This window comes from Herbiconiux sp. UC225_62 (genome assembly GCF_042694625.1).
GTDB lineage: Bacteria > Actinomycetota > Actinomycetes > Actinomycetales > Microbacteriaceae > Herbiconiux.
Window position 1 is genome coordinate 606,782 of the sequence record NZ_CP170551.1, and the last position, 22,270, is coordinate 629,051.

The 22,270-nt window shown below is 71.9% G+C and carries 21 protein-coding genes; 7 read left to right on the forward strand and 14 right to left on the reverse strand.

Going from position 1 to position 22,270, the window contains the following annotated elements:
* Positions 1-31 precede the first annotated feature (31 nt).
* Genes hutI through hutH form a run of 5 tightly spaced genes read right to left on the reverse strand, consistent with a single transcriptional unit; the run spans position 32 to position 7,594 of the window.
* A complete protein-coding gene (gene hutI, locus ACFJGU_RS03060) occupies positions 32-1,195 on the reverse strand; it encodes an imidazolonepropionase (protein ID WP_382307539.1) in 1,164 nt (387 codons plus the stop codon).
* Positions 1,192-2,820: a formimidoylglutamate deiminase gene (locus ACFJGU_RS03065; protein ID WP_382307541.1), complete on the reverse strand. Its 1,629-nt coding sequence runs from the start codon at positions 2,818-2,820 to the stop codon at positions 1,192-1,194. Before ACFJGU_RS03065 ends, hutI begins: the two co-directional genes overlap by 4 nt.
* Entirely contained in the window at positions 2,817-4,334 is a 1,518-nt protein-coding gene (locus ACFJGU_RS03070) for an allantoate amidohydrolase (RefSeq protein ID WP_382307543.1), read from the reverse strand. The genes ACFJGU_RS03065 and ACFJGU_RS03070 overlap by 4 nt, the downstream gene beginning before the upstream one ends.
* Positions 4,331-5,995: a urocanate hydratase gene (gene hutU / locus ACFJGU_RS03075; protein WP_382307545.1), complete on the reverse strand. Its 1,665-nt coding sequence runs from the start codon at positions 5,993-5,995 to the stop codon at positions 4,331-4,333. The genes ACFJGU_RS03070 and hutU overlap by 4 nt, the downstream gene beginning before the upstream one ends.
* Before the next feature lie 42 nt (positions 5,996-6,037).
* Positions 6,038-7,594, reverse strand: a complete 1,557-nt coding sequence (gene hutH / locus ACFJGU_RS03080) for a histidine ammonia-lyase (protein ID WP_382307547.1) — start codon at positions 7,592-7,594, stop codon at positions 6,038-6,040.
* A gap of 224 nt (positions 7,595-7,818) precedes the next feature.
* On the opposite strand from hutH, the gene ACFJGU_RS03085 reads away from it, so the two are divergent.
* Entirely contained in the window at positions 7,819-8,607 is a 789-nt protein-coding gene (locus ACFJGU_RS03085; protein WP_382307549.1) for an IclR family transcriptional regulator, read from the forward strand.
* Between the two features lie 123 nt (positions 8,608-8,730).
* On the opposite strand, the gene ACFJGU_RS03090 is transcribed toward ACFJGU_RS03085, so the two are convergent.
* The 3 genes from ACFJGU_RS03090 to ACFJGU_RS03100 are packed head-to-tail and all read right to left on the reverse strand — an operon-like array spanning position 8,731 to position 10,500.
* Complete coding sequence (locus ACFJGU_RS03090) at positions 8,731-9,003, reverse strand: PTS sugar transporter subunit IIB (protein ID WP_382307551.1); 273 nt, start codon at positions 9,001-9,003, stop codon at positions 8,731-8,733.
* 4 nt (positions 9,004-9,007) lie between these two features.
* The gene (locus ACFJGU_RS03095; protein WP_382307553.1) at positions 9,008-9,484 is read right to left on the reverse strand and encodes a PTS sugar transporter subunit IIA; all 477 of its coding nucleotides are present in this window, start codon (positions 9,482-9,484) and stop codon (positions 9,008-9,010) included.
* Between the two features lie 14 nt (positions 9,485-9,498).
* A complete protein-coding gene (locus tag ACFJGU_RS03100; protein ID WP_382307555.1) occupies positions 9,499-10,500 on the reverse strand; it encodes a helix-turn-helix transcriptional regulator in 1,002 nt (333 codons plus the stop codon).
* Positions 10,501-10,562: 62 nt separating this feature from the next.
* On the opposite strand from ACFJGU_RS03100, the gene ACFJGU_RS03105 reads away from it, so the two are divergent.
* The 3 genes from ACFJGU_RS03105 to ACFJGU_RS03115 all read left to right on the forward strand — a co-directional run bounded on the left by ACFJGU_RS03105 (position 10,563) and on the right by ACFJGU_RS03115 (position 13,257).
* Positions 10,563-11,729 (forward strand): ABC transporter ATP-binding protein, encoded by a 1,167-nt coding sequence (locus ACFJGU_RS03105; protein WP_382307556.1) that lies wholly within the window; start codon positions 10,563-10,565, stop codon positions 11,727-11,729.
* A gap of 287 nt (positions 11,730-12,016) precedes the next feature.
* Complete coding sequence (locus ACFJGU_RS03110) at positions 12,017-12,805, forward strand: ABC transporter permease (RefSeq protein ID WP_382307557.1); 789 nt, start codon at positions 12,017-12,019, stop codon at positions 12,803-12,805.
* Between the two features lie 59 nt (positions 12,806-12,864).
* A complete protein-coding gene (locus tag ACFJGU_RS03115; protein ID WP_382307559.1) occupies positions 12,865-13,257 on the forward strand; it encodes a glyoxalase superfamily protein in 393 nt (130 codons plus the stop codon).
* A 78-nt stretch (positions 13,258-13,335) separates the two neighbouring features.
* Here ACFJGU_RS03115 and ACFJGU_RS03120 read toward each other — a convergent pair whose 3' ends face one another.
* Positions 13,336-14,457, reverse strand: coding sequence for an adenosine deaminase (locus ACFJGU_RS03120; protein ID WP_382307561.1), 1,122 nt, complete (start codon positions 14,455-14,457; stop codon positions 13,336-13,338).
* 97 nt (positions 14,458-14,554) lie between these two features.
* Here ACFJGU_RS03120 and ACFJGU_RS03125 point away from each other — a divergent pair, with 97 nt between their 5' ends.
* Positions 14,555-15,703, forward strand: coding sequence for a hypothetical protein (locus ACFJGU_RS03125; protein ID WP_382307562.1), 1,149 nt, complete (start codon positions 14,555-14,557; stop codon positions 15,701-15,703).
* Positions 15,704-15,721: 18 nt separating this feature from the next.
* Here ACFJGU_RS03125 and ACFJGU_RS03130 read toward each other — a convergent pair whose 3' ends face one another.
* A complete protein-coding gene (locus tag ACFJGU_RS03130) occupies positions 15,722-16,480 on the reverse strand; it encodes an IclR family transcriptional regulator (RefSeq protein WP_382307564.1) in 759 nt (252 codons plus the stop codon).
* A 5-nt stretch (positions 16,481-16,485) separates the two neighbouring features.
* A complete protein-coding gene (locus ACFJGU_RS03135) occupies positions 16,486-17,682 on the reverse strand; it encodes an adenosylhomocysteinase (protein WP_382307566.1) in 1,197 nt (398 codons plus the stop codon).
* Between the two features lie 50 nt (positions 17,683-17,732).
* On the opposite strand from ACFJGU_RS03135, the gene ACFJGU_RS03140 reads away from it, so the two are divergent.
* Positions 17,733-18,692, forward strand: a complete 960-nt coding sequence (locus ACFJGU_RS03140) for a nucleoside hydrolase (RefSeq protein WP_382310242.1) — start codon at positions 17,733-17,735, stop codon at positions 18,690-18,692.
* A 98-nt stretch (positions 18,693-18,790) separates the two neighbouring features.
* Here ACFJGU_RS03140 and ACFJGU_RS03145 read toward each other — a convergent pair whose 3' ends face one another.
* On the reverse strand, positions 18,791-19,309 hold the full coding sequence (locus ACFJGU_RS03145; RefSeq protein ID WP_382307568.1) for a DinB family protein: 519 nt from the start codon (positions 19,307-19,309) through the stop codon (positions 18,791-18,793).
* Between the two features lie 225 nt (positions 19,310-19,534).
* On the opposite strand from ACFJGU_RS03145, the gene ACFJGU_RS03150 reads away from it, so the two are divergent.
* Positions 19,535-20,470: a DUF559 domain-containing protein gene (locus tag ACFJGU_RS03150; protein WP_382307570.1), complete on the forward strand. Its 936-nt coding sequence runs from the start codon at positions 19,535-19,537 to the stop codon at positions 20,468-20,470.
* Positions 20,471-20,499: 29 nt separating this feature from the next.
* Here ACFJGU_RS03150 and ACFJGU_RS03155 read toward each other — a convergent pair whose 3' ends face one another.
* Both ACFJGU_RS03155 and ACFJGU_RS03160 read right to left on the reverse strand, forming a co-directional pair.
* A complete protein-coding gene (locus tag ACFJGU_RS03155; protein WP_382307572.1) occupies positions 20,500-21,792 on the reverse strand; it encodes a thymidine phosphorylase in 1,293 nt (430 codons plus the stop codon).
* Positions 21,793-21,840: 48 nt separating this feature from the next.
* Complete coding sequence (locus tag ACFJGU_RS03160) at positions 21,841-22,266, reverse strand: cytidine deaminase (RefSeq protein ID WP_382307574.1); 426 nt, start codon at positions 22,264-22,266, stop codon at positions 21,841-21,843.
* Positions 22,267-22,270: the final 4 nt, after the last annotated feature.

The window sequence follows — 22,270 nt, forward strand, 5'->3', positions numbered from 1 at the left end:
GGGCGGGACGGGGCAAGAAGTCGGGGCGGATTCACGCGAGGAGCCCACCGGCGACGAGGGTGCCGGCGCGCCAGACCGCAGCGGTGAGGGGCACGCCGGGGCGGTAGGCGAGGTGCACGACGGATGGCGCGTCCAGCGCCTGGAGGTCGGCGGGAGCGCCGAGGCGCACGATGCCGAGATCGTCGCGGCCGACCGCGTGCGCGGCGCCCCGCGTCGCGGCGAAGACGGCCTCCTCGACCGTGAGGTGCATCTGCAGCACGGCGGTCGCCACGCAGAACGCCATCGAGGTGGTGTACGAGGTGCCGGGATTGCAGTTCGTGGCGAGCGCGATCCGACCCCCGGCATCGAGGAGTTCGCGAGCGGGGCCGAACGGCTCGCGGGTGGAGAGGTCGCAGGCCGGGAGGAACGTCGCGACCGTGTCCGAGCCGGCCAGGGCGTCGAGGTCGGCTGCGCTCACGTGGTTGCAGTGGTCGACGCTCGCCGCACCGAGCTCGACGGCGAGTCGCACGCCGCCCGAATCGCCGAGCTGGTTGCCGTGCACGCGCAGGCCGAGCCCGGCGCGGCGGCCGGCCAGGAGCACCTCGCGGGACTCCTGCACGTCGAACGCTCCCTTCTCGCAGAACACGTCGATGTACTGGGCGAGCGGCGCGACCGCGGCGAGCATCGGTCCGGTGACGAGGTCGAGGTAGTCGCGGCGGTCGACCCCCGGCGGCACGAGGTGCGCACCGAGGAAGGTGACCACGTCGGCCACCTCGGCGGCGGCGTGCGCCGAAGCCAGCTCCGACTCGACGTCGAGTCCGTAGCCCGTCTTCGCCTCGAAGAACGTGGTTCCCTGCCGCTCGGCCTCCCGCCGCAGCCGCGCGGCGTTCGCGCGGAGCTCGGCGGGCGGGGCGGCCCGTGTCGCGGCGACGGTGGAGGCGATGCCGCCGGCCGCGTAGCGGGCACCGGCCATCCGCGCCTCGAACTCCTCGCTGCGCTCGCCCGCGAACACCGGATGCGTGTGGGTGTCGACCCAGCCGGGCAGTACCGCGCGGCCGGCGAGGTCGGTGCGGGTGTCGGCGGCCGGAGCGTCCGTCGCCGGTCCCATCCAGGCGATGACGCCGTCGTCGAGCACGAGCGCGGCGTCGTGGAGGCGGCCCACCTCGTCGTCGTTGGTGGTGAGCTCGCCGATGCCGGTGATCAGCTGCGCGGTCATGCGGCTCCTCCTCCGTCGATGTCGCCGGATGTCAGGGCAGGACCGGGCGCGTCGCCTCCGCCGGGCGCGGGCCGACCGGATTCGGTGTGCGGGTCGCCCGGGTCTGCCGGCAGGTGCACGCGAGCCGCCCACGGGTGGACGCGATCGAGTGGCGCGAGCGCGTCGCGCAGCAGGTCGGACGGATGCGCGCCGCCGGTCAGCACGCCGGTGTCGGCGACCACGCGCCCGCCCACCAGCACGCGCCGCACGTCGGCCGAGGTGGCGACGAGCGGCAGCTGGGCAGGCCGGGCGCCGACCGTGCGGACAGTGTCCGTCGCGACCTCGACCAGGTCGAGCAGGTCGCCCACGCGCAGCGACGAGACTCGTGCACCTGTCGGTGCCGTGCGCCGCTCGCCCGGCACCGAGCCACTCGCCTCGGCCGAGAAACCAGCCGTCGCCGGCGCTGCGCCCTCCGCACCGAGCGAAGACGCAGCCGGGCCATCCGACGATCCACCAAGCCCGAGCGCGCGGTAGGAACCCGACGTCGACGCGGCCACGAGCTCGGCGGGCGAGAAGACTCCGCGGCGGCCGGAGGCGAGGCGCTCGTGCATCTCGAGACCGCGCACCTCGAGGAAGGGGTCGATCACCGCGTGCTGGTCGGAGCCGAGGGCGAGGACCGCCCCGGCGTCGCGCAACGCCCGGGCCGGGCCGATGCCGTCGCCGAGGTCGGCCTCCGTGGTCGGGCACATCACCACGGTCGCGCCGGAGGCACCGATCAGCTCGATGTCAGCGTCGTCGAGGTGGGTGGCGTGCACCACCGAAGTGCGGGCCGTCAGCGCTCCGGCGTCGGCCAACAACCGCGTGGGAGTCACCACGTAGGCCGCGAGCACCTCCGCGTTCTCCCGGGGCTGCTCCGACAGGTGCACGTGCAGGGGAACATCTGGCGGGAGGCCGGCCACGATCTCCGCGATCGCCGCCGGCGGCACCGCCCGCACCGAATGCAGGGCGGCCCCGAGGGTCGGCACGAGCTCCCGCAACGCGTGCCACCGAGTGAGGTAGTCCGCGGCATCCTGATCGCCGAAGCGACGCTGCGCCGGCTCGAGGGGGCGGCCCGGGCCGGCCTGCAGATAGGCGGCGTCGAGCAGCGTGAGACGGATGCCCACCTCGTCCGCCGCTGCCACGAGCGCCTGCTCGAACGCGTGCGGGTACGCGGTCCCGCCGATGCGGTGGTGCAGGTAGTGGAACTCCCCGACGGCGGTGTACCCCGCCACGAGCATCTCGGCGAAGACCGCCCGCGCCAGGACGAAGTAGCTCTCGGGTTCGAGAGCGGCCGCCACGGCGTACATCGAGTCGCGCCACTGCCAGAAGTCGCCGCCGTCGTCGTGAGTGCGGCCACGCAGCGCCCGATGGAACGCGTGGGAGTGCGCGTTACCGGCTCCCGGGATCACCGTCCCGAGCACCAGGTCGCCGGGTCGCGGCTGCTCCACCGCACGACGACGGATGCGTCCCCCGCCGTCGATCTCGAACCGGACGTCGTGCTCCACCCCGCCTTCGTCGACCACGGTCGCGCACCACACGCCGGTGGGCGCATCCTGCCGGTCGACGTCGATCCGTCCGTCGGCACCCGCGCTCTGGCTCAGGCTCACAGCAGCCCCCTCAGCACCGATTCGAGAGCATCCGTCCCGGCCAGGCAGTCGGCGAGCTCTGCGAACTCCTCGGGCGCGTGCGACACCCCGGTGGGGTTGCGCACGAAGAGCATGGCCGTGGGCACCACTCCGGCGAGCACGCCGGCGTCGTGGCCCGCGCCCGTGGCGAGCACGGGGATGCGTGGTGCATCGGCGACGGATGCGGCGCGCGGCGCGCCGCCCACGGGGTCCGCCACGCCCAGGGCGCCGGGCGCGCCCGCGGCTCCTCCCGCGCCCACCCCACGGGTGGCGTCGACCGCCAGCAGTGCCCTCAGGCGCTCGCGCAGCTCGGCGTCGAACTCGACACGGCCCGACCACGATTCCTCCACGAACGACGTCGCGTGCGCCCGCCGCTCGATGTCGGCCACCAGCCTCCGGGTGTCGTCGTCATTGTCGGCGCGCGCATCCAGCCACACGCGCACCGCGGAGGCGATGACGTTCGTGCCGCCCGGCACCGCCTCGATGCGCCCGACGGTCGCCCGAGCATCCGGCACGGCGAGCGCTGCCGCCTGCACGGCCTCGACCGCCCGCGCGGCCGCGATCATCGGATCGTGCCGATCCCCCATCAGCGTCGTGCCGGCGTGATTGCCCTGACCGCGGAACTCCAGCCTCCACCGGCCGTGCGCGAGCACCGATGAGGCCAGCGCCACGGGCGCGCCGAGATCGATCAGTCCGCGGCCCTGCTCGACGTGCAGCTCGACGAACAGGCCGATCCGTTCCAGCGCGGCCGGGTCGGCACCGAGCCCCGCCACGTCGAAGCCGACCGCTGCGCCCGCCTCGGCGAGCGTCACGCCGGATGCGTCCCGCAGCGCTCGGGCGCGCGCAGGGTCGAGCGCCCCGGTCATCAGCCGCGACCCGAGGCACGCCACCCCGAACCGCGATCCCTCCTCCTCGGCGAACACGACGACCGCGAACGGCTTCGATGGCCGGAATCCGGATGCGCGCAGCCGGCCCACCGCGTGCAGTGCGCTCACGACCCCCAGCGGCCCGTCGTAGGCACCCCCGCCGGGAACGGAATCGAGGTGGCTGCCGGTGACGACAGCGCCGGGCCCGGGCGCACCCCACCAGGCCCAGAGGTTGCCGTTGCGATCGACCTCGACGTCGAGCCCCACGGCCGCTGCGCGCTCGGTGAACCAGGCGCGCAGCTCGAGGTCGGCGCCGTTCCAGAGGTGGCGGCTGAAGCCGCCGCGCGCGGCATCCGCCCCCACGCCCGCGATCTCGTCCAGCCCGGCGAGCACCCCGTGCGCGATCTCGCCCGGCACGCCCCGTCTGCCCGGCACGCCCGGCACGCCCGCCAAGTCCTGTGCGCCCAGCGCGCCCGGCATGCCCAGCAGACCAGGGCCGCCCGGTACGCCCGGCAGACCAGCGCCGCCCGCCATGCCCGGCAGACCAGTGCCGCCCCGCCGGCCCGACCCGCCCGGCCCGCCCGCGACGCCTGCCGCCCGGCCGAGTTCGCCCGACGCCGCGTCGCTCACGGCGACTCCCACATCGGCACCCGGAGGCCGCGCTCCCGCGCCACCTCCTCCGCCCGCGCGTACCCCGCGTCGACGTGCCGCATCACCCCGCTGCCCGGATCGTTCGTGAGCACCCGCTCGATCTTCTCGGCGGCGAGCGCCGTGCCGTCGGCCACCACCACCTGTCCGGCATGGATCGACCGCCCGATTCCCACCCCGCCACCGTGGTGGATCGATACCCAAGTGGCCCCGGAGGCCGTGTTGAGCAGCGCGTTCAGCAGCGGCCAGTCGGCGATCGCGTCCGATCCGTCGGCCATCGCCTCGGTCTCGCGGTACGGCGACGCCACCGACCCCGAGTCGAGGTGGTCGCGCCCGATCACCACCGGCGCCGACAGCTCGCCCGACGCCACCATCTCGTTGAACTTCAGCCCGGCGAGATGCCGCTCGCGGAACCCGAGCCAGCAGATGCGCGCCGGAAGCCCCTCGAAGTGCACCTTCTCGCCGGCCGCGGTAATCCAGCGGCGCAGCTTCTCGTCATCCGGAAAGAGGGAGAGCACGGCGCGGTCGGTCGCCGCGATGTCGGCCGGATCGCCCGAGAGTGCCGCCCAGCGGAACGGCCCCTTGCCCTCCGCGAAGAGCGGCCGGATGTAGGCCGGCACGAACCCGGGGAACTCGAACGCCCGCGCATACCCGCCGAGCTGGGCCTCGGCCCGGAGGGAGTTGCCGTAGTCGAACACCTCGGCTCCGGCATCCTGGAACGCCACCATCGCCGCCACCTGCTTGGCCATCGAGGCCCGCGCCCGTTCGGTGAACTCCTCCGGCGCGCGAGCGGCGTACGACGCCCACTCGTCGACCGAGACCCCTTCAGGAAGATAGCTGAGCGGATCGTGCGCCGACGTCTGATCGGTCACCACGTCGATCGCCACGCCATCGGCCTGCAGCTCGGCGAACACCGTCGCCGCGTTGCCCACCAGCCCCACGGAGAGCGGGAGCCGTGTCGCCTTCGCCTCGAGCACCCGCGCCACCGCGCTCGGCAGGTCGGCGGCGATCTCGTCGAGGTAGCCGTGCTGCACCCGGCGCTCGAGCCGCGCCCGGTCGACGTCGACGATGAGCACCACCCCGCCGTTCATCGTGACCGCGAGCGGCTGCGCTCCGCCCATGCCGCCCGCGCCACCGGTGAGGGTGAGGGTGCCGGCGAGCGACCCGCCGAACCTCTTCTCCGCCACCGCGGCGAAGGTCTCGTAGGTGCCCTGCAGGATGCCCTGGGTGCCGATGTAGATCCACGACCCCGCCGTCATCTGCCCGTACATTGTGAGCCCCAGACTCTCCAGCCGCCGGAACTCGGGCCAGGTCGCCCAGTCGCCCACCAGGTTCGAGTTGGCGATGAGCACTCGCGGCGCCCACTCGTGGGTGCGGAAGATGCCCACCGGCTTCCCCGACTGCACCAGCAATGTCTCGTCGCTCTCGAGCCCGGTGAGCGCGTGCACGATCGCGTCGTAGGCCTCCCAGCTGCGGGCCGCCCGCCCGGTGCCGCCGTACACCACGAGGTCGTCGGGGCGCTCGGCCACCTCGGCGTCGAGGTTGTTCATGAGCATGCGCAGCGGCCCCTCGGTCTGCCAGCTCTTCGCGGTGAGGGTGCTGCCGCGCGAGGCTCGCACGGGCCGGGCTTCGTGTGTGGTCATCGCTTCGCTCCCAGGTCTCGGTTCAGGCAGGTGGTCGGTCGTTCAGGCCAGTCGGTGAGCCGGTTCGAGGACGGATGCCGCGGCATCCAGCACCGCACGACTCCGCACGATCTCCACCACGGCCTCGATCTCGGGCGAGAGGTAGCGGTCGGGCCCCGGGCCCTCGACGCAGCGCCGCACGGCCGCGACGACAGAGCGCAGCGGCGGTGCCGTCTCCAGCGGCGCCCGCAGGTCGATGGCGCGCGCCGCGGTCAGCACCTCGATCGCCAGCACCCGGCTCAGCCCGTCGACGGCCCTGCGCAGCTTGCGGGCGGCGTGCCATCCCATCGACACGTGGTCCTCCTGCATGGCCGACGACGGAATCGAGTCGACGGATGCCGGCACCGCCAGCCTCTTCAGATCGGACACGATCCCCGCCGCCGTGTACTGCGCGATCATGAGTCCCGAGTCGACCCCGGCGTCGTGCGCGAGGAAGGCGGGGAGCCCGTGGTTGCGGTTCGGGTCGAGCATCCGGTCGACCCGCCGCTCGCTCATGCTCGCGACATCCGCCACCACGATGGCGAGGAAGTCGAGGACGTAGGCCACCGGTGCTCCGTGGAAGTTGCCGTTCGATTCCACACGCCCGTCGAGGGTCACGACGGGGTTGTCGACCGCGGAGGCGAGCTCGCGCTCGGCCACGAGGCGCGCGTGTGCCAGGGTGTCCCGGGCGCCACCGTGCACCTGTGGGGCGCAGCGGAGCGAGTAGGCGTCCTGCACGCGGGTGTCCTCGGGTCCGCGGTGGCTGGCCATGATCTCGGAGCCGTGCAGCAGCGCCCGCAGGTTCGCCGCGGAGTCGGCCTGCCCGAGCTGTGGGCGCAGCGCCTGCAGGTCGGGCGCGTAAGCACTGTCGGTGCCCATCAGGGCGTCGACCGAGAGCGCGGCGCTGACGTCGGCGGTGCGGAGGAGGCCCTCGAGGTCGTCGAGCGCGAGGCAGAGCTGGCCGAGCATCCCGTCGGTGCCGTTGATGAGGGCGAGCCCCTCTTTCTCGGCCAGCACCACCGGCGCGAGACCGGCGGCGGCGAGCGCTTCCGCGGCGGGCATGGCGTCACCGTTCGCGTCGCGCACGTCTCCCTCGCCCATCAACGCCAGCGCGCAGTGGGCCAGCGGCGCGAGATCGCCCGAGCAGCCGAGCGACCCGAACTCGCGCACGATCGGTGTGATGCCCGCGTTCAGCAGGCCGGCGTACGCCTGGGCGGTGGCGGGCCGGATGCCGGTGCGCCCGGTCAGGAGCGTCGACAGGCGCAGCAGCATCAACGCGCGCACCACCTCGCGCTCGACCTCGGCTCCCGACCCGGCCGCGTGTGAGCGCACGAGGCTCTGCTGCAGAGTCGTGCGACGGGAGGCGGCGATGTAGGTGGTGGCGAGGGCTCCGAACCCGGTGGAGATGCCGTAGTGCGGGCGCTCGTCGCCAGCCAGCCGATCGATGCGGTCGCGGCTCTCGCCCACCGCCTCGAGGGCGTCGGGCTCGATCTCGAGGGGCGCCCCGCGGCGCGCCACGGCGACCACGTCGGCGACGCTGAGGGGGCCGATCCCGACCCGGACGGGTGCTGCACTGTTCATGTTCCTATCGTCCGCGCCGGGGGCACGCCGGGGCATCCGGTTTAGGCTGAGTGGTGTCTCGTATACGAGACAATGCGGATGCGCGGTCGCCCGCCGCTCACCGCCCCGATCACCGCCACTCCCGGCACCGCCCGACGGCCACCGGCCAACCGCCCCGCACCACTACCCACTACCCACCGGCCACCGCCCACCGCCCACCGGCCACGTCCGGAGAGGAGCCCGTCATGGCCACCAGCGACGTGCCGGCCGCCCGCAGCACCCTGCGCATCCTGCAGCACCTGGCCGGCCAGCGCGGACCGGTTCCCGCGAGCGCCATCGCCACCGCCCTCGACCTGCCGCGCTCCACCGTCTATCGCTTGCTCGGCGTGCTGCAGCAGGAGGGCTTCGTGCTGCACTTTCCCGAGTCACGCCGCTACGGCATCGGCGTCGCCGCCTTCGAGCTCAGCTCCGGCTTCGTGCGGCAGGAGCCGCTCACCCGGCTGGGCCGCCCGATTCTCGCCGCCCTGGTCGACGAGCTGCGGCAGAGCGCCCACCTGGCCGTGCTGCAAGGGCGCGACGTGCTGTACTTGATCGAGGAGCGCGCCGCGGGCCGGCCGGCGCTGGTGACGGATGTCGGGGTGCGGCTGCCGAGCCACCTCACCGCGAGCGGCCGAGCCCTGCTGGCGACGCTGCCCGCCAACCAGCTGCGGGCCCTTTTTCCCGATCGAGCCGCGTTCGCCGCGCGCAGCACCGGCGACGACGCGCACGACCGGAGCGCGGTGAAGTCGTACGGTGAGCTGAAGCGCCTGCTCGAGGGGGTGCGTCGGCAAGGATTCGCCGCCGAAGACGGCGACGTCACCGCCCAGCTCGCCTCCGTGGCGGTCGCGGTACGCGACCATTCCGGCTGGCCGGCGGCGGGCATCGCGGTCACCTTCGCTCGCGCGGATGTGCCGCCCGAATCGTGGCCCGCCCTCGCGGCCGACATCCGCCGCTACGCCGCGGAGCTCTCGCGGCGCATCCGCGGCACCCTCTGAGACGCCCCTTCCCACCACCCGCGAGACCTGTCATCTCGCGAGGTAGCGCAAAGTGCGACCTGGGGCACGGCCGACCCGCACTTCGCGCTACCCGGCGAAACTCGGCCAGCGGGATGCCGGCGGTCAGCCGACCGCGAGCTCGAGCTTCGCCGTGATCTCGTCGAGGTCGAAGTAGTTCTGGATCACCACGACGTCGGCGTTGGTGCGACCGATCGACCCGACCAGCTCGGGCGAGGTGAGGATGACCTGGGCGTCGGCGGCCGCCGACCCCACACTCGCCACGTCGGTGGCGATGACCTCGGCCTCGATGTCGAGCCGCTCCAGCGCCCGCACGGCATTGACGCGCAGGATCTCGGAGGTGCCGATGCCCGCACCGCAGATGGCGACGATCTTCATGGCTTCAGGATAGGTCAGCGCCCGCGGCCGCGCCGAGGAGCGCGCGGATCTCGTCGCGCGAGTTCGCCGCGGCGAGCGCGGGCACGATCGTCTCGTCGTTGAACACGTTCGCGAGGGCCGCGATGGATGCCACGTGCTGATCGGCCTCGGTGGCGGCCAGTCCGATCACCACCGACACCGGATCGTTGTACGCGTGCCCGAAGCTCACCGGTGACTCCAGGGTGACGAGCGCGAGCCCGGGCGCGTGCACGTCGGGACCGGGTCGCGCGTGCGCCATCGCCAAGCCGGGCGCGATCACGATGTAGGGGCCGTACTCCTCGACGAGGGCGATCATCCGGTCGCCGTAGGCCTCCTCCGCGTAGCCCGCCGCCGACAGCGCCGAGGCGGCCGCACGCACCGCAGACCGCCAGTCCGTCGCCGTCGCCTTCAGTGCGATGGCCGGATCGGGCAGCTGGTCGAGCGAGGGCAGCGGGAACGACATCTCTGAGGATTATGTCAGCCGCGTGCCGGAGCAACCGGGGAGTTCGCTGGAACCGCGCTGCGCATCCGCTCCGCCGCGTCGGCCGCGAAGGCGAGGAACTCGGGCGGGCCGTGGAGGGTGTATTCGACGCCCGCCGGAATCCACACCAGCGCCGACAGCATCGTCTCGAAGCTGTCCCCATTGATCGGCCAGTTCGTCCACTCCGCGTCGATCGCGGAAGCCTCGGCCGACCACGGCCCGAAGCGCTCGCGCATCTCGGCGAGTGGCATCCGCAGGTGTGCCTCGCCGCTGAGACGGCGGCGCAGGGAGGCGAGCGCCGAGGCCACGAAGGCCGCGGCATCCTCGGCAGGCAGCTCGCGCGGCTCGAAGTGCACGCGGGTGCCGAAGAAGCGGGTCATCCGGTCGACGCGGAAGGTTCGCCACTCGTCGCGCTGGAGGTCCCAGCACACGAAGAACCAGCGGCGAGCGGCGGCCACCAGCGTGTGCGGTTCGACGACGCGGTCGCTCTCGACGCCGCTCGCGGCCGCGTAGTGGAAACGGATGCGCTCACGGTCGCGGCAAGCGAGCGCGAGCTGACCGAGCAACTCCTGCGAGACGGACGCGTCGTCCGGGCGCGGGTAGGGCGACTGTGGCTGCACGAACCCGGCGACGGCGTTGACCCGCTGGCGGAGCGCGGCCGGCAGCACCTGCTCGAACTTCGCGAGGGCACTGAGGGTGGTGAGCTCGCCGTCGCTGAGGCCTTGGGTGGCCGCGACCCGCAATCCGATGGCCATGGTGACGGCCTCGTCGTCGGTGAGGAGGAGCGGAGGCAACTGCGAGCCCGCCTCGAGGCGGTAGCCTCCCGCGGCGCCCCGGGTCGCCCCGACGCGGTAGCCGAGTTCACGCAGCCGCTCGATGTCGCGGCGCAGGGTGCGCTCGGTCACACCGAGTCGCTGCGCCAGGTCGCCGCCGCCCCACTGCCGGTGGGTCTGCAGCAGATTCAGCAGCGCGAGGATGCGGGAGGTGGTCTCGGCCATGTCGAGAATATTCTCTCGCAATCAGGACGGAAACTGACCTGATTGCTTCCTACCGTGTTCTCATGACCTCCACCACGACCTCTCCTCGCACTGGCGACACGATCATCACCGCTCGCGGCCTGACGAAGCAGTTCACCGTCAAGCGCACCCGGGTCGATGCCGTCACCGACCTCGACCTCGATGTGAGCCGCGGCGAACTCGTCGCCTTCCTCGGCCCGAACGGCGCCGGCAAGTCGACCAGCCTCCGGATGCTCACCACCCTGCTCCCACCGACCCGCGGCACGGCCGTCGTGGCCGGCCACGACATCGCCGCCGATCCCGCCGCGGTGCGCCGACGGATCGGCTACATCGGCCAGGGCGCGAGCGGCGGCCACAACCAGCGCGTGCGTGACGAGCTGCTCAGCCAGGGCGCGTTCTACGGGATGTCGCGCGCCGACGCCACCCGGCGGGCCGACGAGCTGCTCGAATCGCTCGAGCTGGCACCGCTCGCGAAGCGCACGGTGATGGGCCTCTCGGGCGGCCAGAAGCGGCGCCTCGACATCGCGCTCGGACTCATCCACTCCCCCGCTCTGCTCTTCCTCGACGAGCCGTCGACCGGACTCGACCCGCAGAGCCGGGCGAACCTCTGGCGGCACATCCTCGACCTCCGCGAACAGCACGGCACCACGATCTTCGTCACCACGCACTACCTCGAGGAGGCCGACCAGTTCGCCGAGCGCGTGCTCGTGATGGACCACGGCCGCGTCATCGCCGACGACACCGCCACGTCGCTGAAGACCACCCTCGCGGGCGACGTCATCACCCTCGGCTTCGGCGAGCGCACGTCGGATGCGCGCGGTGCGGCGGGCACGGCCGCGTGGGCCGCGGCGGACGGCAGTGGTGCCCATACCGGCGGAGCTGCCGGACACGGCACAACGGATGCGCTGACTCGCGCTCGGGAGGTCGCCGCGCGGCTGCTCGACGGACACGCGGGCGAGGTCATCTCCGCTCACGGCCGCGGGCGCATGGCCGCGTCAGCGTCGGCGTCGGGCGGCGCACTCACCCTCACGGGTGCCGACGCGCGCACCACCGCGACGCCGGGCGGCGCTCCCGACGTCACGGACGGCCGTGCGCGCACCACGGCGACCACGCCGGGCGGCGCCCCCACCGCCAACGGTCGCGCCGTCCCGCCGCAGCTCGAACTCGTCGTCGACCACGGCGATCGCGTGCTCCCCCACCCTCCTGCGTGAGCTCGACGCATCCGGAGTCCTGGTCACCACCGCGACGCTCCGGCAACCCACCCTCGACGACGTGTTCCTCGCCCTCACCGGCCGCAGCCTCCGCGACGAGGGCGAGACACCCACCGGCGCCGCCGCAAAGTCCGACCCCGCGCCGTCCGCGGCACCCGAACGGGTCTCCGCATGACTCCGCGCCGCCGGCATCCCTCTCATCGAGTGGGCACGATTCGTCGCTCAGCCGCGGCCGGCGCGACGAATGCTCCCCACTCGATGCCCCTCCGCGAACGAAAGGCCTTCTCATGACCACGCTCACCGACACCCCGACCACGCGCCCCACCTCCCCGGTACGCGACACCGCGAACGTGCTCGTGCGGGAGCTCCGGCCCGTAATGCGCGATCCGTTCTCGTTGATCTTCAGCCTGCTGCAGCCGCTGGTCTTCCTGGGGCTCTTCGGGCCGCTGCTGGTTGCGAGCTCGGGGCAACCGGCGAGCGCGACCTTGCAGTGGTTCGTGCCCGGGGTCCTCGTGATGATCGCGCTGTTCGGTACCGGAACAACCGGCTCCAACCTGCTCTTCGAGATGCAGACCGGATCGCATGAGCGCACCCTCGTCGCCCCGATCGCGCGGTCCTCGCTGCTCGTCGGCCGCGCCCTCAAGGAGATGGCGCCGATCATCGTGCAGGCGGGCGTGATCGCGCTCGTCACCATCCCGTTCGGGTTCAGCGTGAATCCAGCCGGAATGCTGATCGGTCTCGTGCTGCTCGCCGTCTTCGGGCTCGGTTTCGGCTCGCTCAGCTACGCCCTCGCCCTCGCCAGCCGCAACCGCGACTGGATGTTCTGGGGCGTGCAGCAGGCGACCCTCTTCCCGCTGATGATCCTCTCCGGCATGCTGCTTCCGCTCGAGGACGGGCCGGCCTGGATGCAGGTCGCAGCGGCCTTCAATCCGCTCAGCTACGTCGTGAGCGCCGAGCGCGCGCTGTTCGCGGGAGATCTCTCGTCCCCCGCGGTGCTCTGGGGCTTCGTGGCCGCGATCGTGCTGGCCGCGATCGGCCTGGCCGTGGGCATCCGCTCGATGAAGACGACACGCTGACCCTGTCCCTGGCCACCCCACCCGCAGTATCCTCACCACCACCTGAAAGGAACATGATCATGGACTGGAAGATCGAACTCGTCGCCATCCCGGTGAGCGACGTCGACCGCGCGAAGGCGTTCTACGTCGACCAGGTCGGCTTCAACGCCGACCACGACCACACGGTCAGCGACGACTTGCGGTTCGTGCAACTCACCCCGCCCGGCTCCGCCTGCTCGATCGTGCTCGGCACCGGCGTCACCGACATGCCGCCTGGCTCGCAGAAGGGCGTGCAGATCGTGGTGCCGAACGCCGACGAGGCGCGGGCACACCTGGTGGCCAACAACGTGCCCGCGAGCGAAGTCGACGTGCAGGACTGGGGGCGCTTCGTCTACTTCAGCGACCCCGACGGCAACACCTGGTCGCTCCAGGAGCTGCCCGCGTGGGCCCCGGCGAACCAGCAGACGACCTGATCCCGACTTCTTGCCGCCTCCCGCCCCAAAACCGTGAACATGGGGCCGGAGGCGGCAAAATCGTTCACCCTCGCGAGGTCAGGCCTCGTCGAAGCCCTCCGAGATGGCGTCGGCGAGGTCCTCGCGGTCTTCGAGGGGCAGGAACGTCGCGGCGGCCGCGTTGAGCTGGAACACCTCGATGTCGCTGAGGTCGTAGCCGAACGCATCCGTCAGCAGCGCGAGCTCCCGGCTGATCGTGGTGTTGCTCATCAGGCGGTTGTCGGTGTTCACCGTCACCTGGAAGCCGAGCTGGTAGAGCAGGTCGAACGGATGATCGGCCAGCTCGTCACCCCAGGCGGCGATGGCGCCGGTCTGCAGGTTCGACGAGGGCGAGAGCTCGAGGGCGATCTCGCGATCCTTCACCCACTGCGAGAGGAGGCCGAGGGTGACGTAGGTGTTCTCGTCGTCCTGGCGCTCCACCTCGATGTCCTCGGCGATGCGCACGCCGTGCCCGAGCCGTAGCGCCCGACCGTGGAACAGGGCGCCGCGGATGCTCTCGAGCCCGTCGGCCTCGCCCGCGTGCACCGTGACCGGGAAGTAGTGCTGCGCGAGGTAGTCGAAGGCCTCGAGCTGACGCGAGGGCGGGAAGCCGAGTTCGGCCCCCGCGATGTCGAAGCCGACCACACCGCGATCGCGGTGCCGCACGGCGAGCTCCGCGATCTCGAGACCGCGATCCGCGTGCCGCATCGCGGTCACCAGCTGGCCGACCCGGATGCTGTGGCCGTCGTTCCGCGCGTCGTCGGTGCCGAGCTCGATGCCTTCCTGCACGGCCTCGACCACCTCGTCGAGGCTGAGTCCCTTCGTGAGGTGCTGCTCGGGCGCCCAGCGCACCTCGCCGTAGATCACGCCGTCGGCGGTGAGGTCGTTCACGAATTCGCGGGCGACACGGATGAGTCCCTCGCGGGTCTGCATCACGGCGATGGTGACGTCGAAGGTCGCGAGGTAGCTCGGCAGCGAGCCCGAGTCGGCGCTGTCCTCGAACCACTCGCCGAGCTCGAACTCGTCGGTCGCCGGCAGTTCGAGGGAGATCGCGTCGGCGAGCTCGATGATGGTGGCCGGCCGCAGTCCGCCGTCGAGGTGGTCGTGGAGGGACACTTTGGGAAGCGAATTGAAGCTGATTCCGGATCCGGGGACGAGGTATTCCTCAGGCGCTGCAGTCATGGCAACAGCCTAGGGTCTGCGACCGGCGCGCGGGGGGTCGGTCGCGACGGATACGATGTCCTGGCCGCCGGGGGATCCGCGGCGGGGAGGACGACCGATGCGCAGGAGTCGCCGGCTGATCGTGGCGGCGGGTGTGGTGCTCGCCTCGTCGGGCCTCGTGGCCGGCGGGTTCTGGGGCGCGAGCGTGCTCGCCGAGAAGCGCTACGAGCACTCCACGGCGGTGTTCGCGACCGCGATCCACGAGGAGACCGCGGCGCAGAGCGCCTACGACGCCCGGATGCGCAACGGCGTCGATGCCACCACCCGCGTCGGTTCGGTGGTCGCCACGCCCGAGTTCGGCGCCGACCCTGCCGCCGAGGCGGCCGCGCTGCGGCAGTCGTTCGACGCGCTCGACGCCCTGGACGACACCGTTCCCGTGGAGCCCGACGGCGGAGCATCCGCCGCCCCTGCCCCTGCGACCGCGACCGCCCTCCGGGCGCCGTGGGACGTCGTGGCCGACGCCGAGACCCTCGAAGCGCTCACCCGGGATTCCGCGGGCGACCGGGATGCCCTGATCGCCGCGACCAAGACGGCGAACGACGCGCAAGACGCCCTCGACGACGCCGAGGCCGCCTACTTCCAGGCCGTCGCCGCGCGGGGCACGAACGACATCGCCGCGAACACGCTGGCGTCCAAGCAGTCGCAGGTCGCCCTCACCCGCCTGATCGAACAGGCCGACGACCGCGGCGAGAGCCCGTCGCGCGACGGGGCGTTTCTCGGTTCGTTCGTGGCGGCCGAGAACGCGCTGGCCGCCTCGCAGGCCGCGGAGGCCGCGGAGCTCGCCGATCCGGCCCTGGCGGTGCGGCGCGAGATCGAGGAGTACGCGCGCTCGCTCAGCCACGGCACCACCCTCGACTTCGTCTGGGCGCCCGAGGTCAACGGCCTGGGCGAGGGCTGGTACTCCGGCACGGCCCAGACCTGGACGAGCGACGGCGGCTGGGCCATCATCAGCCTCAACTACGGCGTGGAGGAGGACTGGAACAAGGACGAGAACCCGCGCGCCCTGGTGGCGCACGAGGTGGGTCACACCCAGGCCTATCGGGATGTCTGCTGGCCGCTGTTCACCGGTCCGGCTTTCCTCCAAGACCAGGAGATGTGGGCAACGGCGTGGTCGATCAGCCAGGGCTTCGACCTGCCGGGTTCGGGCATCGAGGCCTACGGGCGCCCCACCGACGAGCAGATCGCCGTCGCCGTGCAGTGCCGCTGAGGCGCCGGGCCCACCGGCTCAGAGACCGAGGTTCGCGCTGATCTCCGCGGCGGTCGCGGCGGCCGCGTCGCGCACGAGATCGCTCGGCAGCCCGCTGAGGCTCGTCGCCACGTAGGGAACGGTGAGCGCCGCGAGCGCGCGCCCGTCGCGCCCGAGGATGGGGAACACGACATCCGTGATCGACGGCTGCAGCGGATCGGCGCGCACCAGGTGGCCGTCACGGCGGATGCGGTCGGCGGCCTCCCCGTCGGAGCCGGGCACCGCGGCGTCCGAGGGCATGTACGCCGCGATCACGGCACCCGTGGCCGTGGTCTCGAGCGGGAACACGGCCCCGACCCGCACCCGGAAACCGAAGTCGGCCGGGCTCTCCACCTGAGCCACCACGCGCACCCTCCCGGCGTCGATCACGCTGAGGTTGCACGACTGCCGCGTCGATTCGGCGAGCCTCCGCATGGGCGCGAGGGCCGCGGCATCCAGTGAGCGCAAGGGCTCCTGGCGGTGGGCGAGGTCGAAGAGGCGGAGCGTGAGCGTGTAGAGCCCGGACTGGCGGTCGCGGTGCAGGTAGCCGCGACGCTCGAGGGTGGTGAGAACCCGGAAGATCTGGCTGGTCGAACGGTCGGTCGCACGCGCGATCTCCAGCTGGCTGAGACCGCCGCGCTGCTCGGCGAGGAGTTCGAGGATGTCGAGCGCCTTATCGAGGGCGGGCACCGCGTAGTCGGGGGCGGACTTGGCGGCTGGCTCGGTGGAGATCTCCGGGCCGGATGCTGCGCCGGGCATCCGCGTCACTCCGATGCGTGCATCGCCGCGAGCATCCGCCGGGCGATGGTGCGGTCGATGTCGTCGGGCACGGGCTGGGCGCCGGGTGCGAGCGACGCGGCGCTCGTGGCCACCCGCTCCAGCGACAGCGTCTGCAGCAGGAAGCCGAGGTCCATCGATTCGAGCGAGTTGCCCTTCGGTTCGCGTCCGGCGAGGTTGAACATCCGGCCGCCGGCCAGCAGGATCACGTGCCGCCCGTCGGCCAGGTCGAGGCGCTCGATCGCGTCGTCGATCTCGCGCGAGGCGACCGCGGCGGCCCGCAGCCCGGCGACGTCGATCTCCCACGGGAAGTGCCCGCAGTTCGCGAGGACGGCGCCGTCGTGCATCCGCTCGATGGCGTCCATCGTGAGCACGTCGGCGTGGCCGGTGGCGGTGATGAACACGTCGCCCCAGGAAGCGAGGTCGACCGCGGTAGAGACCCGGAAGCCGTCGAGCGCGGCCTCGAAGGCCTTCAGCTCGTCGACCTCCACCACGGCGACCTTGCCGCCCAGCGCACGCAGGTAGTGCGCGACCCCACGGCCGCACCAGCCGTAGCCGACCACGACGAACCGGCGACCGGGGACCATCAGGTTGGTGATGCGCATGAAGCTCTCCACCACCGACTGGCCCACGGCGTGCTTGTTCTCGCCGATGGCCTTGAGCAGGCTGTCGTTGATCACGATCACGGGGAACGGGACGGCGCCCGCCAGTTCGCCGCGCAACCGGTCGCCACCCGAGGTGGTCTCCTCGGTGCCGCCCAGGATGCTCGCGGTCGCCCCGCGCTCGACGATCCCGGCCGCGAGGTCGCCGCCGTTGTCGAGCAGCATGTCGGGGGCGGCGTCGAGCACGCCCGCGATGTTCACGTGGTGCTGCTCGAGGGTGTCGTCGCGGGTGCCGAACACCGTCATGCCCTGTTCGCGCAGGAAGGCGACCACGTCGTCCTGCGTCGAGCCGTGGTTGCCGGTGCCGACGATCTCGGCGCCGCCGGCCTGCAGGGTCTCGAGCAGCACGGCCGTCTTCGGCTCGATGTGCAGCGACATGCCGATGCGGTGGCCGGCGAAGGGCTGCCGAGTGGCGAACTCGTCGCGCATGGCGGCGAGCAGCGGCATCCGGGAGCGGATCCATTCCACTCGGGCGGCGCCCTTCCGGGCGAGTTCGGTCGTCGTCTGCTGCGATGCGCTCATGCGACGAGTATCGCACAGGTGAAAGTGATTTTCATATATGCTTGTGGACCATCACCACCGACGATCGGAGACCCGTGCCGCAGAAGATCATCCTGGACTGCGATCCGGGGCACGACGACGCCATCGCTCTGCTGCTCGCGCACGGCAATCCGTCGATCGAGTTGCTCGCGGTCACCACCGTGGTCGGCAACCAGACACTGGAAAAGGTGACCCGCAACGCCCTCTCGGTGGCGCGGGTGGCGGGCATCACGGGCGTGCCGTTCGCGGCCGGGTGCGCGAGGCCGCTCGTGCGGGCCATCGAGGTCGCGCCCGACATCCACGGCGACTCCGGTCTCGACGGGCCGGTGCTCCCGGAGCCCACGATGGACCTCGACCCGCGGCACGCGGTCGACCTCATCATCGACACGATCATGGCCCACGAGCCCGGCACGGTCACCCTCGTGCCCACGGGCGGGCTGACGAACATCGCCCTCGCGGCGCGCAAGGAGCCGCGGATCGTGCCCCGCGTCAAGGAGGTCGTGCTGATGGGCGGTGGCTACCACGGTGGCAACTGGAGCGCCACGAGCGAGTTCAACATCATCATCGACCCCGAGGCCGCGCACATCGTGTTCTCCGAGGCGTGGCCGCTCACCATGGTGGGGCTCGACCTCACGCACCAGGCGCTGGCGACCCCGGCGGTCGTGGAGCGCATCCGTTCCCTCGGTACCGGGCCGGCGCAGTTCGTCGTGGAACTGCTGGAGTTCTTCGGAGACAGCTATCTCGAGGCGCAGGGCTTCGAGCATCCGCCGGTGCACGACCCCTGCGCGGTGGCGCGGGTGATCGACCCCTCGGTGATGACGGTGCGGCGCGCGCCTCTGACGGTGGAGCTCACCGGAACGCACACCCTCGGGATGACGGTGGCCGACTTCCGCGCGCCGGCCCCCGCCGACTGCACCACGCAGGTGGCGGTCGACCTCGACCACGAGAAGTTCTGGAACCTCATCGTCGACGCGCTGGAGCGCATCGGCTGATCCGTTCCTCTCGGCGCGGCCCGATCCGCCCGCCGCGGCCCGAATGACTGCACACATTCGGACCGCGGCGCACGGATCGGATGCGCGGCGTCGGGTTCTCAGCCTCTCACGTCGTGGAGGTGGTGCACCGGATCGTGCACCATGTAGCGGGCGAGGGTGTCGACGGTGAACGTCGATCCGTCGCTGCGGAAGCCCTTGCGCTCCCACGCGTCATCCGGAACCGACTCGAAGCCCAGCGCGAGCGCCTCGGCGGCTTCGGCGAGTTCGACGGCGACCACGGCCGGGTCCTGCTCGTTGTAGCGCTCTTCGACGGCGGTGGCGTCCTGGTCCCAGTTGGCGAACTCGGGGTCGTCCTCGTCGAGCATCAGCTCGAGGCGCACGAGGAAGGTGCGGAACACGTCGCGCACGTGGGCGGCGTACTCGAGATCCGACCAGGTGGATTCGTCGGGGCGCACGGCCACATCGTCGCGGACCAGCACGGCGGGCCAGGCCGCGGCGTTGGCGCGCAACAGCCCCGGAACGTCGCTCGCCTGCGTCGTGCTCGAGTCGAAACCGCACTCCGGGCATTCGCGTTCGAGCACCCACGTCCAGTTCTTGGTGTCGGGAACAATCGCCATGCTCCGACTCTAGGGCGCGCCCCGCCGCCCGCTCCACCCCTTTCCCGCCACCCCACCCCGCTTTCCTGCCACCCCCGCCCCCGCCCCCGCCCCGTCCGCCTTCATCCGCACGTTTTGGCGCCTCACCTCGAGCCCATTTCGCCAAAACCTGCGGATGAACGGATGACGAGCACGCGGGATGTGGATAACCCCGAGTGCGGGCGGGCGCGGGTGCATCATCGTCTGGTGCCACCGAGACAGCCCGCACCCCAGCAGTTCCCGAACCGGCCGTTCAGCGTGGCCGAAGCCATGGCGAACGGAGTCGTTCGCGGCCGCCTCCGCGCGCGCGACGTGGTCGCACCGTTCACGGGAGTGCGCATCCCGGCCGACCGCGCGCTCACCCTCGCTGACCGGTGCCGCAGCTTCGCGCTGCGCATGCCCCGCGATGCCGCCTTCAGCCACACGACGGCGGCTCTGCTCCACGGCATCCCCGTGCCGGAGCGGTTCGAGCACGAGGCGGCGGTCCACGTCGTCGTGCCGGGCACGCGACGTGCCGTCGGGGCACGCGACATCCATGGGCACGAGATGCATCTCCCGCCGACGGATGTCGTGCACCGGCAAAGCCTGCCCATCACCTCCGTCGAGCGCACCTGGTGCGACCTCGGCGCCGTGCTCGACCGGATCGGGCTACTGGCCGCCGGCGACCGCATCCTCTTCCACGACGATCCGCTCGCATCGCGGGAGTCGCTGGCGGCCGCGGTCGACTGCTACCGAGCGCGGCGCGGAATCCGGGCGCTGCGCGCGACCTTGCCACTGCTGAGCGATCGCGCGGAGTCGCCGCGCGAATCACAGCTCCGCCTCCTCCTTGTGGACGCCGGGTTCCCGACCCCCGAGGTGAATCTCGACATCCGCGACCCCATCGGGCAGAAGATCGCCCGGGTCAACCTCGCGTATCCCGCGTGGAAGGTGGCCATCGAGTACGAGGGCGACCACCACCGCACCGACCAGAAGCAGTGGCGGCGCGACATCGCGCGCACACGAGCACTCCAAGCACTCGGCTGGACGGTCATCCGCGTGACCCTCGCCGACCTCGTCGCACCCGCGGAACTCCTCGCGGCCCTCCGCCACCACCTCACGACGCCACTCACCCGCACGTTTTCGCCGAATGGCCTCCGCCGATAGCGCCAAAACGTGCGGATCAGCGGGGGGGGTTACTCGAGGCGCTCGGCGATGAGGGGGGCGGGCGGAACCCAGGCGGCGGGGGCGCCGATCTCGTAGGCGCCTTCGAGGGCCTCGAGGGCGCGCGCGAAGCGCTCGGGCTCGTCGGCGGAGAGGGTGAACAGGGGCTGCCCGGCCACCACGGTGTCGCCCGGCTTCGCGTGCAGGTCGACGCCGGCGGCGTGCTGCACGGCGTCGGATGCCCGTGCCCGCCCTGCCCCGAGCCGCCAAGCTGCGATCCCGAACGGCAGCGCCTCCTGCCGCAGCAACACGCCCGACGAGGGCGCGACGACGGTGTGCGTCTCCCGCGCCACCGGCAGCGGCGCCGTCGGGTCTCCGCCCTGCGCGCGGATGACCCGGTTCCAGGTGTCCATCGCCCGCCCGTCGCGGAGTGCCTCCGCGACGTCGGCATCCGGCTGCCCGGCCAGCCGCAGCATCTCGGTGGCGAGCGCGAGCGTCAGCTCGACGACATCCGCCGGCCCCCCGCCCGCCATCACCTCGACCGATTCCCGCACCTCGTTGGCGTTGCCGATCGCCAACCCGAGCGGCACGTTCATGTTGGTGAGCAGCGCGGTGGTCGCGACCCCGGCGTCGTTGCCGAGGTCGACCATGGTGCGGGCGAGCTCCCGCGACTTGGCGATGTCCTGCATGAACGCGCCCGAACCGAACTTCACGTCGAGAACGAGCGAGTCGGTGCCCTCGGCGATCTTCTTCGACATGATCGACGATGCGATCAACGGGATGGCCTCGACCGTGCCCGTGATGTCGCGCAGCGCGTAGAGCTTCTTGTCGGCCGGCGCGAGTCCCGAGCCCGCCGCGCAGATGACCCCGCCCACGTCGCGAAGCTGCGCGAACATCTCCTCGTTGGAGAGCGAAGCCCGCCATCCGGGAATCGACTCCAGCTTGTCGAGCGTGCCGCCGGTGTGCCCGAGCCCACGGCCCGAGAGCTGCGGCACGGCCACCCCGAACGACGCGACGAGCGGCATCAGCGGAAGCGTGATCTTGTCGCCCACCCCGCCCGTGGAGTGCTTGTCGACGGTCGGTTTGCCCAGGCCCGCGAAGCTCATCCGCTCCCCCGACGCGATCATCGCCAGCGTGAGGTCGCGGATCTCGTCGCGCGACATCCCGTTCAGCAGGATGGCCATCGCGAGCGCCGCCATCTGCTCGTCGCCCACGAACCCGCGGGTGTAGGCGTCGATCAGCCAGTCGATCTCGGCTGTGGACAGCGTGCCGTGGTCGCGCTTCGTGCGGATGAGGTCGACGACGTCGAAGGCTTCGGTGGCCATTGGGGTACTACCTTTCGATTCCAGTCGAGCGCTCTGCGAAGAGAGGCTCTACTCCGCGAGGGACTCCTCGCGGTACTCGACGAGCGTGCGGGGCCCGAACGCATCCGGGATCACCTCGTCGATCGTCTTGATGCCCGACACCGTCTCGAGCAGCATCCCGTCGGCCGAGTGCTCGAACAGCAGCTGCCGGCACCGGCCGCAGGGCATGAGGATGTTGCCGTGCCCGTCGACGCAGGTGAACGCCACGAGGCGCCCGCCCCCGGTCATGTGCAACGACGACACGAGCGCGCACTCGGCGCAGAGCGTCAGCCCGTACGACGCGTTCTCCACGTTGCACCCGGCGATCACCCGCCCGTCGTCGACGATCGCGGCGACGCCCACGGGGAACTTGGAGTACGGCACGTACGCCTTCTCCATGGCCTCGAGGGCGGTCGCCCGCAGCGAATCCCAATCGATCTCGGAAGCAGCAGTCATCCCG

Excerpts from the sequence above, each read along its gene's own strand:
- ACFJGU_RS03090 (WP_382307551.1), bottom strand. The coding sequence starts at position 9,003 with ATGAAGATCGTCGCCATCTGCGGTGCGGGCATCGGCACCTCCGAGATC.
- ACFJGU_RS03155 (WP_382307572.1), bottom strand. The coding sequence starts at position 21,792 with ATGGCCACCGAAGCCTTCGACGTCGTCGACCTCATCCGCACGAAGCGC.
- hutU (WP_382307545.1), bottom strand. The coding sequence starts at position 5,995 with ATGACCACACACGAAGCCCGGCCCGTGCGAGCCTCGCGCGGCAGCACC.
- hutH (WP_382307547.1), bottom strand. The coding sequence starts at position 7,594 with ATGAACAGTGCAGCACCCGTCCGGGTCGGGATCGGCCCCCTCAGCGTC.
- ACFJGU_RS03130 (WP_382307564.1), bottom strand. The coding sequence starts at position 16,480 with ATGCCCGGCGCAGCATCCGGCCCGGAGATCTCCACCGAGCCAGCCGCC.
- ACFJGU_RS03145 (WP_382307568.1), bottom strand. The coding sequence starts at position 19,309 with ATGGCGATTGTTCCCGACACCAAGAACTGGACGTGGGTGCTCGAACGC.
- ACFJGU_RS03115 (WP_382307559.1), top strand. The coding sequence starts at position 12,865 with ATGGACTGGAAGATCGAACTCGTCGCCATCCCGGTGAGCGACGTCGAC.
- ACFJGU_RS03095 (WP_382307553.1), bottom strand. The coding sequence starts at position 9,484 with ATGTCGTTCCCGCTGCCCTCGCTCGACCAGCTGCCCGATCCGGCCATC.
- ACFJGU_RS03085 (WP_382307549.1), top strand. The coding sequence starts at position 7,819 with ATGGCCACCAGCGACGTGCCGGCCGCCCGCAGCACCCTGCGCATCCTG.
- ACFJGU_RS03120 (WP_382307561.1), bottom strand. The coding sequence starts at position 14,457 with ATGACTGCAGCGCCTGAGGAATACCTCGTCCCCGGATCCGGAATCAGC.
- ACFJGU_RS03160 (WP_382307574.1), bottom strand. The coding sequence starts at position 22,266 with ATGACTGCTGCTTCCGAGATCGATTGGGATTCGCTGCGGGCGACCGCC.
- ACFJGU_RS03110 (WP_382307557.1), top strand. The coding sequence starts at position 12,017 with ATGACCACGCTCACCGACACCCCGACCACGCGCCCCACCTCCCCGGTA.
- ACFJGU_RS03105 (WP_382307556.1), top strand. The coding sequence starts at position 10,563 with ATGACCTCCACCACGACCTCTCCTCGCACTGGCGACACGATCATCACC.
- ACFJGU_RS03125 (WP_382307562.1), top strand. The coding sequence starts at position 14,555 with ATGCGCAGGAGTCGCCGGCTGATCGTGGCGGCGGGTGTGGTGCTCGCC.
- ACFJGU_RS03100 (WP_382307555.1), bottom strand. The coding sequence starts at position 10,500 with ATGGCCGAGACCACCTCCCGCATCCTCGCGCTGCTGAATCTGCTGCAG.
- hutI (WP_382307539.1), bottom strand. The coding sequence starts at position 1,195 with ATGACCGCGCAGCTGATCACCGGCATCGGCGAGCTCACCACCAACGAC.
- ACFJGU_RS03135 (WP_382307566.1), bottom strand. The coding sequence starts at position 17,682 with ATGAGCGCATCGCAGCAGACGACGACCGAACTCGCCCGGAAGGGCGCC.